Source organism: Xanthomonas dyei, assembly GCF_002939865.1.
Taxonomy (GTDB): Bacteria; Pseudomonadota; Gammaproteobacteria; order Xanthomonadales; family Xanthomonadaceae; genus Xanthomonas; species Xanthomonas dyei.
On the sequence record NZ_MDEE01000046.1, the window covers coordinates 1 to 13005 of the forward strand.

General features: G+C 66.3%; 9 protein-coding genes. 8 read left to right on the forward strand and 1 reads right to left on the reverse strand.

The annotated features are described in order from the left end of the window. Positions 1-263: 263 nt before the first annotated feature. Positions 264-1133, reverse strand: coding sequence for a LysR family transcriptional regulator (locus XdyCFBP7245_RS20380; protein WP_055848622.1), 870 nt, complete (start codon positions 1131-1133; stop codon positions 264-266). A gap of 297 nt (positions 1134-1430) precedes the next feature. Here XdyCFBP7245_RS20380 and kdgD point away from each other — a divergent pair, with 297 nt between their 5' ends. The 8 genes from kdgD to recG all read left to right on the forward strand — a co-directional run bounded on the left by kdgD (position 1431) and on the right by recG (position 12992). Beyond that, the gene (kdgD, locus tag XdyCFBP7245_RS20385; protein WP_104617242.1) at positions 1431-2348 is read left to right on the forward strand and encodes a 5-dehydro-4-deoxyglucarate dehydratase; all 918 of its coding nucleotides are present in this window, start codon (positions 1431-1433) and stop codon (positions 2346-2348) included. Next, positions 2348-3928: an aldehyde dehydrogenase (NADP(+)) gene (locus XdyCFBP7245_RS20390; protein WP_104617243.1), complete on the forward strand. Its 1581-nt coding sequence runs from the start codon at positions 2348-2350 to the stop codon at positions 3926-3928. The genes kdgD and XdyCFBP7245_RS20390 overlap by 1 nt, the downstream gene beginning before the upstream one ends. Before the next feature lie 116 nt (positions 3929-4044). Beyond that, on the forward strand, positions 4045-5424 hold the full coding sequence (locus XdyCFBP7245_RS20395) for an MFS transporter (RefSeq protein ID WP_104617244.1): 1380 nt from the start codon (positions 4045-4047) through the stop codon (positions 5422-5424). Positions 5425-5443: 19 nt separating this feature from the next. Then, the gene (gene gudD, locus XdyCFBP7245_RS20400; RefSeq protein ID WP_104617245.1) at positions 5444-6799 is read left to right on the forward strand and encodes a glucarate dehydratase; all 1356 of its coding nucleotides are present in this window, start codon (positions 5444-5446) and stop codon (positions 6797-6799) included. A gap of 76 nt (positions 6800-6875) precedes the next feature. Further along, a complete protein-coding gene (locus XdyCFBP7245_RS20405; protein WP_104617262.1) occupies positions 6876-8147 on the forward strand; it encodes an OprD family porin in 1272 nt (423 codons plus the stop codon). Between the two features lie 35 nt (positions 8148-8182). Then, positions 8183-9724 (forward strand): galactarate dehydratase, encoded by a 1542-nt coding sequence (gene garD / locus XdyCFBP7245_RS20410; protein ID WP_104617246.1) that lies wholly within the window; start codon positions 8183-8185, stop codon positions 9722-9724. A 703-nt stretch (positions 9725-10427) separates the two neighbouring features. Continuing rightward, positions 10428-10808: a RidA family protein gene (locus tag XdyCFBP7245_RS20415; RefSeq protein WP_022972872.1), complete on the forward strand. Its 381-nt coding sequence runs from the start codon at positions 10428-10430 to the stop codon at positions 10806-10808. A gap of 39 nt (positions 10809-10847) precedes the next feature. Next, positions 10848-12992, forward strand: a complete 2145-nt coding sequence (gene recG / locus XdyCFBP7245_RS20420; RefSeq protein ID WP_104617247.1) for an ATP-dependent DNA helicase RecG — start codon at positions 10848-10850, stop codon at positions 12990-12992. Positions 12993-13005: the final 13 nt, after the last annotated feature.

The following is a 13005-nucleotide window of genomic DNA, read 5'->3' on the forward strand; positions in this document are numbered from 1 at the left end:
CCGAGCAATTGCTGCCACGGAACGACCTGCTCCATCTCGGCCAGAAAGATCTCGCGCCGGGTCTGCTTGCGCTTGCCCAGGCCCTCAGCGTCACCGAACGTCAGTTGCATGGATGATTCCTCAACACGAGGCGGGTAGTGTCGCGCATCTGCCGTGCTTTGTTCAGAGGTTCCTTAGCCGCTCTAAACCGGATCGACGCGTTTGGCAGTGGATGCGCTGCAGCGGCCGTGTGACAGCGCAAGCGCGTTGCCCGGCTCAGGCGATCAGGCGATCAACCGACGCAGCGCAGGGTTGTCGTTGTCCTGCTTCCATACCAGATGCAGCTCCACCGGCGTGGCAGGCGTTTCATCGCGCAGCGGCAGGTACACGATGCCGGCGTAACGCAGGCCGCTGGCGCCTTCGGGCACCAGTGCCATGCCCATGCCGCCGCGCACCAGCGCCAACACCGAGTGGATCTGGCTGACGTACTGCACCGAGCGCGGCGCGATGCCGCGCGCACCGAACAACTGCGCCAGCAGATCGTAGAAATAGCGCGCTTCATCGGGTGCGTAATTGACCAGCGGCTGCCCGTCGAAATCCTGCAGGCGCAGGCTGTCGTGTTGCGCCAGTGGCGAGTCTTCCGGCAACGCGGCGATCAGCGGTTCGCGTGCCACGCAGCGGCTGTGCAGACCCTGGCGCTGGATCGGTGGGCGCAGCAGGCCGATATCCAGCCGGCCGGCGTCCAGCGCGTCCAGTTGCGCCAGGCTGACCATCTCCTTGAGTTGCAGGTCTACATCCGGGGCTTGCCTGCGCCACCGCGCGATGGCCTCGGGCAGGAAGCGGTAACTGGCACCGGCGGTGAAGCCCACCGACACACTGCCGGCATCGCCGGTGCCGATCCGGCGCGCACGTAGCCCGGCATTCTCGGCCATGCGCAAGATCGCGCGCGCTTCGGCCAGCAGACTGCGGCCAGCCTGGGTCAGTCGCACATGCCGGCTGTTGCGCTCCAGCAGCGCGGTGCCGACGCTGTGTTCCAGCAGCTGAATCTGCCGGCTGAGCGGCGGCTGGGTCATGTTCAGGCGCTCGGCCGCGCGCCGGAAGTGCAGTTCGTCGGCGACGGCGACAAAGCAACGCAGTTGCTGCAGATCGAACATGCCGGGAGGGCCTCGCGTTGCAAAACAGGGGAATTGAATGCTGCACCCGCAACATCCCGGCGCGGCCAGCACGAATGAATAGGCCACGCCCGGCCAGAAAGGACGATGGCTTACGCAACCATCCATCATTACGTCGCGTCGAAAAAGCGTTGCAAAGCAGCCATTTGCGGCGCATTACTTCGGTCTGTGATGCGATTGATTCAACTTGTGTATCAAACAATACGTCCTTTGGTTTGGACCGGCAACGATCTGCGTTTCTAGGATCAACCGCATCCCCCGCCCAGGAGCGTTTGTCCGATGAGCAGCAGATACACCCCGTCCGAAATGGCCCAAGCGCTTGGCGCCGGGCTGTTGTCGTTTCCGGTGACCCATTTCGATGCCGACCTGGCCTTCGACGAGGCCGCCTACCGCAGCAATCTGGACTGGCTGTCCTCGCATCCGGCCGCCGGCCTGTTTGCGGCGGGCGGCACCGGCGAGCTGTTTTCGCTGACGCTGGACGAAGTGAACCGCGCCGTGCGCGCGGCCGTCGCCGAGACTGCCGGCCGCATGCCGGTGATCGCCCCGGCCGGCTATGGCACTGCGATTGCGATCGAGATGGCGCAGGCCGCCGAGCGCAACGATGCCGACGGCATCCTGCTGTTTCCGCCGTACCTCACCGAGTGCGATGCCGACGGCGTGGCCGACCATGTCGAGCGCGTCTGCAAGGCGACCAGCCTGGGCGTGATCGTCTACGGCCGCGCCAACGCCAAGCTCGACGATGTGACACTGGCGCGCGTGGCCGAGCGGTGCCCCAACCTGGTGGGCTACAAGGACGGCATCGGCGATGTGGATCGCATGACCCGCATCTATGCGCGGCTGGGCGACCGGCTGTTGTACGTGGGCGGCCTGCCCACCGCCGAAACCTTCGCGCTGCCGTATCTGGAAATGGGCGTGACCACGTATTCGTCGGCCATCTTCAATTTCCTGCCCGAGTGGGCGCTGGCGTTTTATGCGGCGGTGCGCGCGCGCGACCACGCCACCATCTATCGCGAGCTCAATGACTTCGTGTTGCCGTACACGGTGCTGCGCAATCGTCGCGCCGGGTATGCGGTGTCCATCGTCAAGGCCGGCATGCGCGCGGTCGGCCGCCCGGCCGGTCCGGTACGCACGCCATTGGCTGACCTCAACGAAGACGAATTCGCCCAGCTCAAACAACTGATCGGAGGCCGCCGCTGATGCAGACCATCAAGGGCGAATCGCTGATCGGGCAGCGCGGCGTGCGCGGCGCCGGCGCGGAATTTCATGCGGTGGATGCGGCCAGCGGCGCGGCATTGCGGCCGGCGTTCGGCTCGGTGAGCGCACAGGATCTGCAGCAGGCCTGCGCGCTGGCGCAGGCGGCGTTCGACACCTACCGCGAAACGTCGCTGGAAGCGCGCGCGGTTTTTCTGGAAACCATCGCCGAGCAGATTCTGGCGTTGGGCGATGCCTTGATCGAACGTGCCATGCACGAAAGCGGCCTGCCGCGCCCGCGTCTGGAAGGCGAGCGCGGACGCACCGTTGGCCAGCTGCGTCTGTTCGCCAACGTGGTGCGCGAAGGCAGCTGGCTGCAGGCCCGCATCGACCCCGCGCTGCCGCAACGCACGCCATTGCCGCGCGCGGATCTGCGCCAGCGGCATATCGCACTGGGGCCGGTGGCGGTGTTCGGCGCCAGTAATTTCCCGCTCGCATTTTCGGTGGCCGGCGGCGATACCGCGTCGGCATTGGCGGCCGGTTGCCCGGTGGTGGTCAAGGCGCACAGCGCGCATCCGGGCACGTCCGAATTGGTGGGCCGTGCGATCCAGGCGGCGGTGGCGCAGTGCGGGCTGCCCGAAGGCGTGTTCTCGCTGCTGTTCGACGCCGGCATCGAGATCGGCGCGCACCTGGTGGCCGACGCGCGCATCAAGGCGGTGGGTTTCACCGGCTCGCGTGCTGGCGGCAGGGCGTTGGTCAAGATCGCTTCCGCACGCCGCGAGCCGATTCCGGTGTATGCGGAGATGAGTGCGATCAACCCGGTGTATCTGTTGCCGCAGGCGCTGCAGGCGCGCGCATCCGATCTGGGCAAAGCCTTCGTCGGCTCGCTGACCTTGGGCGCGGGGCAGTTCTGTACCAACCCTGGCTTGCTGCTGGCGATCGATTCGTCGGCGCTGGATGCGTTTATCGCGTCGGCCACGCAAACTCTGCACGCGGTGTCGCCGGCAGCAATGCTCACCGCAGGCATTGGCCAGGCCTATGCGCAGGGTGTGCAGCGTCTGGCCGCGCATCCGCAGGTCAGCACGCTGGCACGTGGCGCCGCACCGGAAGCGGGTCGCTGCCCGGCCGCACTGTTCGGCACCGACGCCGATGCCTTTCTGGCCGACGAAGCGCTGCAGGCCGAAGTCTTCGGTGCCTCCTCGCTGCTGGTGCGTTGCAAGGACATCGCTCAGCTGCGCGCGCTGAGCGAGCACCTGGAAGGCCAGCTCACCGCCACCTTGCACATGGATGCAGCCGATACCGACCTGGCCGCCGCGTTGCTGCCGGTGCTGGAACGCAAGGCCGGGCGCATCCTGGTCAACGACTGGCCCACCGGTGTGGAGGTCTGCCACGCGATGGTGCATGGCGGCCCGTTCCCGGCCACCTCCGACAGCCGCAGCACCTCGGTGGGCACGCTGGCGATCGATCGCTTCCTGCGCCCGGTCTGCTACCAGGATCTGCCGGCCGCGCTGCTGCCCGCTGCAGTGGCGCACGGCAACCCGCTCGGGCTGTGGCGACGCGTCGATGGCGCGCTGGGACACGACTGACAGCGGCGGCGGCAACGATGCCTGAGGCGTGCCGGAGGAGGGTCCGGTGCGCCATCTGCAGGCGCCACTTGGAGTACCGGAGCGCAGTGCGCTTCCATCGTCATAGGTGAGGAACGATGATGGCTATCGATTCAAAGACAGTCGGTTCAACGACGGTTCCGCGCAGGCGTTACCTGATCTTGCTGATGTTGTTTGTGGTGACCACGATCAACTATGCCGATCGCGCCACCTTGTCCATCGCCGGTTCCGCGGTCCAGGATGCGCTGGGCATCGACGCGCTGCAGATGGGCTTCATTTTTTCTGCGTTCGGCTGGGCGTATGTGGCCGGGCAGATTCCAGGCGGCTGGTTGCTCGATCGCTTCGGCTCGCGGCGCGTGTACGGCCTGTCGCTGCTGATCTGGTCGCTGTTCACCGCCTTGCAGGGCTTTATCGACTGGGTGCCGGTGACCTGGGCGGTCACCACGTTGTTCGTGCTGCGTTTTCTGGTCGGCATTGCCGAAGCGCCGTCCTTTCCGGGCAATAGCCGCATCGTGGCGGCGTGGTTCCCTACCGCCGAGCGTGGCCTGGCCGCGTCGATCTTCAATTCCGCGCAGTACTTCGCCACCGTGGCCTTCGCGCCGCTGATGGGCTGGCTGGTGCACGCCTGGGGCTGGGAACACGTGTTTCTGGTGATGGGCGCGGCGGGCGTGTTGCTGGCGCTGGTGTGGCGCAAGACCATCTATGCCCCGCGCGAACATCCGCGCTTGAGCGCGCAGGAGCTGGACTATATCCAGCGCAACGGCGCGCTGGTGGACATGGAGCAGGGCAACAAGCCCGGTCGCCAGCCCAAGGGCACGCAGTGGCATTACGCCAAACAGCTGTTGTGCAACCGCATGTTGCTGGGTGTGTACATCGGACAATACTGCATCACCACGCTGACGTACTTCTTCCTGACCTGGTTTCCGGTGTATCTGGTCAAGGAGCGCGGCATGTCGATCCTGGAAGCCGGCTTTGTGGCCTCGTTGCCGGCGGTGTGCGGCTTTATCGGCGGCGTGCTGGGCGGCTATGTGTCCGACCGCATGGTACGGCGTGGCTATTCGCTCACCGTCTCGCGCAAGACGCCGATTGTGGTCGGCATGTTGATGTCGGTGACGATGATCGGCTGCAACTACGTGCAGGCCGAATGGATGGTGGTGGGGCTGATGGCGCTGGCGTTCTTCGGCAAGGGCATCGGCGCACTCGGCTGGGCGGTGGTGGCCGACACCTCGCCCAAGGAAATCGCCGGCCTGTCCGGTGGCCTGTTCAATACCTTCGGCAACATCGCCGGCATCACCACGCCGATCGTGATCGGCTACATCGTGTCCACCACCGGCACCTTCGAATGGGCGCTGGTGTTCGTCGGGCTCAATGCCTTGCTGGCGGTGGTGTCGTATCTGGTGGTGGTGGGCGAAATCAAGCGCGTGGAACTCAAGGCCCCGCCTGGCGGCCCGTCCATGCCAGTACCCGCACCGCTGTGACCGTCTTCGGAGATTTTCGATGAATATCCACACCGCACCTGCAAGCATCGGCGCCACGCCGCGCATCACCGACATCCGCGTGGTGCCGGTCGCCGGCCAGGACAGCATGCTACTGAACCTCAGTGGCGCGCACGCCCCGTATTTCACCCGCAACGTGCTGGTGCTGCGCGATTCGTCCGGCCGCACCGGCGTGGGCGAAGTGCCTGGCGGCGCGGCCATCGCCGGCTTGCTGCACGAGGCAGCGCCGCTCATTCGCGACCGCTCCATCGCCGAGTATCAACGCATCCTCAATCAGGTGCGCACCGCGTTTGCCGATCGCGACAGCGCCGGACGTGGTCTGCAGACCTTCGATCTGCGCATCACCATCCACGCAGTGACCGCCATCGAATCGGCGTTGCTGGATCTGCTGGGGCAATTCCTCGATCAACCGGTCGCCGCCCTGCTCGGCGAAGGCCAGCAACGCGACGCGGTGGACGTGCTGGGCTACCTCTTTTTCATTGGCGACCGACGCAAGACCGGGTTCGACTATCGCGACGGCAGCGGTGCCCGCGATGACTGGGAGGCGGTGCGCGACCAGGAAGCCTTGACGCCGGCATCGGTTGTGCGCCTGGCCGAAGCGGCCTACGAAAAATACGGCTTTCGCGACTTCAAGCTCAAAGGCGGCGTATTGCGTGGCGAAGACGAAATCGAGGCCATTGTCGCGTTGCACGAACGTTTTCCGCAGGCGCGCATCACGCTGGACCCCAATGGCGCGTGGTCGCTGGATCAGGCCATCGCCCTGTGCCGCGACATGCACGGCGTGATGGCCTATGCCGAAGACCCGTGCGGTGCGCAGGAGGGGTATTCCGGCCGCGAGATCATGGCCGAGTTCCGTCGCGCCACCGGCTTGCCGACCGCCACCAACATGATCGCCACCGACTGGCGGCAGATGGGCCACGCCATCCAGTTGCAGTCGGTGGATATCCCGCTGGCCGACCCGCATTTCTGGACGTTGCAAGGCTCGGTGCGGGTGGCGCAACTGTGCCGCGACTGGGGCCTGACCTGGGGCTCGCATTCCAACAACCACTTCGATATTTCGCTGGCGATGTTCACCCACGTGGCCGCCGCAGCGCCGGGGCAGGTGACCGCGATCGACACGCACTGGATCTGGCAGGACGGCCAACGCCTGACCCATTACCCGTTGCAGATCGTCGGCGGCCAGATCCAGGTGCCGGCAAAGCCCGGTTTGGGTGTCGAACTCGATATGGATGCGCTGGAAGCGGCGCATCGCACATACCAACGTCTGAGCCTGGGCGCGCGTGATGATGCTGCCGCGATGCAGGCCTTGATTCCCAACTGGACCTTCGACAACAAGCGCCCGTGCCTGGTGCGCTAACCGTGCGGTGGCTGCAGCCGAATGCACGGCATGCAGCGGCTGCGTCGAAGAGGTCTGGCAGGTGGAGAGCTGGTCGATGAAAAATGTAATGGCACTCGGCAGCGCGGCGCTGCTGGCGATCAGTGCGGGCGGACGTGCGCGTGCGCAGGAACCGGACGCAGGATTCTGGAATGGCGCAACGGCCGAGGTCACCGCGCTCAACTTCTATTATAACCGCGATTTCCGCAGCGGCGAAGGGCAGGGCAAGCGTGCCGAATGGGCGCAGGGCGTCGTGGTGGATGCCAAGAGCGGTTACACGCACGGCCCGATCGGGGTCGGGCTGGATCTGCTCGGCATCGGCGATTTCAAGCTCGATGGCGTCCGCGCCGAAGGCGGCACCGGCCTGCTGCCCAATAACGACGACGGCACCGCGCAACATGCACTGACGCGCGTGGCACCCACGCTCAAGCTGCGCGCCTCGCAAACCGAAGTGAAGTGGGGCAGCTTCATCCCCAACGAGCCGCTGGTACGCGCCAGCATCACCCGCATCATGCCGGAGACGTTTCAAGGCGTAACGCTGGAATCCAAGGACGTGCCCAAGCTCGATCTGCTGCTGGCCCGCTTCACCAGCGCCTGGTATCGCGATGGCGACTCGCGTGTGCCGATCACCTTGACCAACAAGAACCGTCGCTTTCTGGGTACGCCGGATTCGGATGCGTTGAATCTGGTTTCGGCCACCTACAGCGTTGCACCCGGCACGCAGCTGCGCTATCAGGGCGCGGTGATGGAAGACATCTACCGGCAGCAGCTCTACAACCTGATCCAGACCCATAAATTCGGCAAGGATCAGTTGCGTGTGGACCTGCGCTATTTCCGCACCGATGACATCGGCCAATCGCGTGCCGGGCCGATCGACAACCGCATGTTCAGCAGCATGCTGTCCTGGCGCACGGGTGGGCAGGAATTCGGCGCCGGCTATCAACGCCTGTCCGGCCCCAGCGCGATGCCCTGGCCGGGCGGCACCGACGGCAACGTCTTCAACTGGACCTTCATCAACGACTTTCTCGAACGCGGCGAGCGCAGCTGGCAGCTGCGTTACAGCATCGATGGCAAGAGCATTGGCATCCCCGGGCTCAGCGTCATGGCGCGCTACATCAGCGGCGACCATGCACAGCCGGCAACCTATGCCGGCGAAGGCCGCGAATGGGCCCGCGATGTCTTGACCACCTATCAATTCCAGAGCGAGCGCTTCAAGCATGTGAGCGTCATCTGGTTCAACGGCACCTTCCGATCCAATTACCAGCGCAATGTCGATGAAAACCGTTTGATCCTGCAGTACCGCCGTCAGTTCGACAGCCCCGACCGGTAATGCACTCCATCCCCGTTTTGCAAGGTAGCCCCACGATGTCCGCAACCCCGCAACCCACCCGTTGGCTCAGCATTCGCGCGCATGCGCGCGACAACGTCGCCATCGTCGTCAACGATGACGGCGCGCCGGCCGGTGCCACTTTTCCGGACGGGCTCACCGCCATCGAACATATTCCGCAGGGCCACAAGATGGCGCTGTTCGACCTGCCCGCCGGTGCGCCGGTGATCCGCCTGGGCGCAGTGATCGGCACCGCCAATGCCGACATCGCGCGCGGCGCCTGGGTGAGCGAGCACCTGCTGGACATGCCCGAAGCGCCCGATCTGGCTGCGCTGGATCTGTCGCTGCAAGCGTCGCCCGTACCCGAGCCCCTGGAGGGCTACACCTTCCAGGGGTATCGCAACCGCGATGGCAGCGTCGGCACGCGCAACATCCTGGGCATCATGACCAGCGTGCAGTGCGTGGTGGGTGTGCTCGGTCACGCGGTGGAGCGCATTCGCACCGAGTTGCTGCCCAAGTATCCCAATGTCGACGATGTGGTGGCGGTCAATCACGTTTACGGTTGTGGCGTGGCGATCACCGCGCCCGAAGCCATCATCCCCATCCGCACGTTGCGCAACATCGCGCGCAGCCCCAACTTCGGCGGGCAGGCGCTGATCGTGGGCCTGGGCTGCGAAAAACTCGCACCCGAGCGCCTGCTGCCGGACGATGCCAGCGCCGACGACAGCGCCGTCTACCGCCTGCAGGAAGCCAGTCTGGGGTTTGCCGACATGGTGGGCTCGATCATGGCCATGGCCGAAGAGCGTCTGCGTCATCTGGACCTGCGTCGCCGCGAAACCGTGCCGGCCAGCGAACTGGTGGTGGGCATGCAATGCGGCGGCAGCGATGCGTTTTCCGGCGTCACCGCCAACCCGGGTCTGGGCGTGGCTGCCGACCTGTTGGTGCGCGCCGGTGCCACGGTGATGTTCTCGGAAAATACCGAAGTGCGCGACGGCATCCACCTGCTGGTGCCGCGCGCCGCCACTGCCGAGGTGGCCAAGGCGCTGGTGCGCGAAATGGCCTGGTACGACGCCTACCTGGCGCGCGGCCAGGCCGACCGCAGCGCCAACACCACGCCCGGCAACAAGAAGGGCGGGCTGGCCAATATCGTCGAAAAGGCAATGGGCTCGATCGCCAAATCCGGCGTCTCGCCGATCAATGGCGTGGTGCCGCCCGGCGAGCGCGTCAAAGGACGCGGGCTGCAGTACTGCGCCACCCCGGCCAGCGATTTCGTTTGCGGCACGTTGCAGGTGGCGGCCGGCATGAACCTGCATGTCTTCACCACCGGGCGCGGCACGCCGTACGGCCTGGGCATGGTGCCGGTGATCAAGGTCGCCACCCGCAGCGAACTGGCGCAGCGCTGGTCCGATCTGATGGACATCGACGCCGGCGGCGTGGCGACCGGCGCCAAGACGCTGGAGCAATTGGGCTGGGAGTTGTTTCAGCGCTATCTGGACGTGGCCAGCGGCCAGCGCACCTGGACCGAGCATCACCGCCTGCATAACGATCTGGCCTTGTTCAATCCGGCGCCGATTACCTAATCCTGCTGGGTTGCGCGTCTCTGCGTTCCCGGGCGGCGGCACGACGCAACACTTGGCGCGACTGTTCCGCTGCCGCAGGCGTGGTCGGTTTTTCTGAGTCGGTGTGGACTGTGCAGAGTCGGTGTGGACGGTGTGGGGCTGCGCGTCCTCGGTGTCGTGAGCGAATCCGCGCGTCGTGACGACTGCGCGGCATCTCTCGCATCCCTGGAGCATCGCGGCGACGCAGCGCTTGCCGCGCCATGGCGCCACTCACTTGGCGTGGTTTCGCCCGGACCCTCACCCCAACCCTCTCCCGCAGAAGAGGGCCTAGCCGTTCCCAGCAACAAAGGGGCTCGCCACTTCCCTTCTCCAATCGGCAGAAGATGCCCTCGGGGCGGGTGAGGGCTCGCCGTTCCCTTCTCCCGCCGGGAGAAGGTGCCCCGCAGGGGCGGATGAGGGTACGTGCGCAGCCTCATGCGCCACGTCACGCAGCCGCCAACAACGCACACGTACAGCCGCACCGAAACCATCGCGCGTAGGCGAAAACAAGCAGCCACGGCCACCATCACCATCACCATCACCGCAAGATACCCAACCCACCACGCAACCCGTCGCTACGCCACCAGCCAACGCCCGCGCGCCGTCACCGCACATCCTCCCATTCGCCCGTCAACGGCATGCGCCGATACAATGCGCGTTCGTTTTCAGTGTTGACGGAGTCGCCATGTCCCAGATCATCCATACCGACCAGGCGCCTGCCGCCATCGGCCCTTACTCGCAGGCAGTGCGCGCCGGCAACACCGTGTATTTCTCAGGGCAGATCCCGCTGGATCCGGCCACCGGCGAGATCGTGCCGGGCGACATCGGTGCGCAGGCACGCCGCGCGTTCGACAACCTCAAGGCCGTGGCCGAAGCCGCCGGTGGTTCGCTCGACAAGATCGTGCGTCTGGGCCTGTATCTCACCGACCTGGGCCAGTTCGCTGCCGTCAATGCGGTGATGCAGGACTACTTCCAGGCCCCGTTCCCGGCGCGTTCCACCATCGAAGTCTCCGGCCTGCCGAAGGGCGCCGGTTTCGAAGTCGATGCGGTGATGGTGCTCGAGTGATGGTGCTCGGGTAATCCGGCGCGACTGATCCGACCCGCCGTGCCGCGCGCGCGCGTCGCCACGCCGAGCCTGGCCGTCGCCGGCCAGGCTCCGCTGTCCAGCCTGCCCGGCGTCGGCCCGAAAGTGGCCGACAAGTTCGCCGCGCGCGGCATCCTGAGCGTGCAGGACCTGTGGCTGCATCTGCCGCTGCGGTATGAAGACCGCACCCGGCTGACCACGATCGCGCAGCTGCAAAGCGGCGTGCCGGCGCAGATCGAAGGGCGGGTGGAGGCGGTGGAGCGCGGCTTTCGCTTCCGTCCGGTGCTGCGCGTGGCGATCTCGGACGCCTCGCACGGTAGCGTGGTGCTGCGTTTCTTCCATTTTCGCGCCGCGCAGGTCGCGCAGTTTGCGGTCGGCACGCGCGTGCGCGTGTTCGGCACGCCCAAGCCCGGCCAGAACGGTTGGGAAATTGTCCATCCCAGTTACCGCGTGCTCGCGGCGGATGAAGACGCACAACTGGGCGACAGCCTGGACCCGGTCTATCCGGTGCTCGAAGGCGTCGGCCCGGCCACGCTGCGCAAACTCATCGGCCAGGCGCTCGAGCGGTTGCCGCCGGAGGCCGCACTCGAATTGCTGCCGCCGCATTGGCTGCAGGACGAACACCTGCCTTCGCTGCGCACTGCATTACTGACCATGCACCGCCCACCGGTGAACACCGACCCGCAGCAGCTGCTCGCCGGCGGGCATCCGGCACAGCAGCGGTTGGCGCTCGAAGAACTGCTTGCGCACCAACTCAGCCTGCGTCGCCAACGCATCGCCCTGCAGCGGTTTCATGCGCCCGTGTTGCCCGGCAACGGCACGCTGGTGCAGCGCTTGCGCGCCGCATTGCCGTTTCAGCTCACCGGCGCGCAGCAACGCGTGTTCGAACAGATCGCGCACGACCTGGCGCAGCCCTCGCCGATGCTGCGGCTGGTGCAGGGCGATGTCGGTAGCGGCAAGACCGTGGTCGCGGCCCTGGCGGCGATGCTGGCGGTGGAGCAGGGCAAGCAGGTCGCACTGGCCGCGCCCACCGAACTGCTGGCCGAGCAACACCTCACCAACCTGCGCGGCTGGCTCGAGCCGCTTGGCGTGCGCATCGTCTGGCTGGCCGGCAAGGTCACCGGCAAGGCGCGCGCCGCGGCGATGGCCGAGGTCGCCTCCGGCCAGGCCCAGGTGGTGGTCGGCACGCATGCCTTGATGCAGGAAGCGGTGGTCTTCCACGACCTGGCGCTGGCCATCATCGACGAGCAGCACCGCTTCGGTGTGCATCAGCGTCTGGCGCTGCGCGACAAGGGGGCGGGCGCCGGCAGCGTGCCGCATCAGCTGGTGATGACCGCCACGCCGATCCCGCGCACCCTGGCGATGTCGACCTACGCCGATCTGGACGTCTCGGCCATCGACGAGTTGCCGCCCGGCCGCACGCCGGTGCAGACCATTGTCCTGAGCGCCGAACGGCGCCCCGATCTGGTCGAACGCATCCGCGCCGCCTGCGCCGAAGGGCGCCAGGCGTATTGGGTGTGCACGCTCATCGAAGAAAGCGAGGAGCCGGGCAAGGCCGCACCGGCTGGCCCGCCGCGCATCGAAGCGCAGGCCGCCGAAGTCACCTTCCAGGCCCTGTCGGCGCAGTTGCCCGGCGTGCGCGTCGCGCTCGTGCATGGCCGCATGAAGCCGGCCGAAAAACAGAAGGCCATGCTCGATTTCAAGCAGGGCCGCAGCGATCTGCTGGTCGCCACCACGGTGATCGAAGTCGGCGTGGACGTGCCCAACGCCTCGCTGATGATCATCGAAAACGCCGAGCGTCTTGGCCTGGCGCAGCTGCATCAATTGCGTGGCCGGGTCGGCCGCGGCGCCGCAGCGTCCAGTTGCGTGCTGCTGTATCAGGCGCCGCTGTCGATGATGGCGCGCCAACGCCTGGAAACCATGCGCCAGACCAACGATGGGTTTGTGATTGCAGAAAAGGATCTGGAATTGCGCGGTCCCGGCGAATTGCTCGGTACCCGCCAGACCGGCCTGGCCAGCTTCCGCATTGCCGATCTGGCGCGCGATGCCAGCCTGCTGCCGCGCGTGCAGGTGCTGGCCGAGCGGTTGCTGGCCGAAGCGCCGGAGATCGCCGACCGTGTCGTCGCACGCTGGATCGGCAGCGCGGTGCGGTATGCCGCCGCTTGAGTGGCGGGGAGTG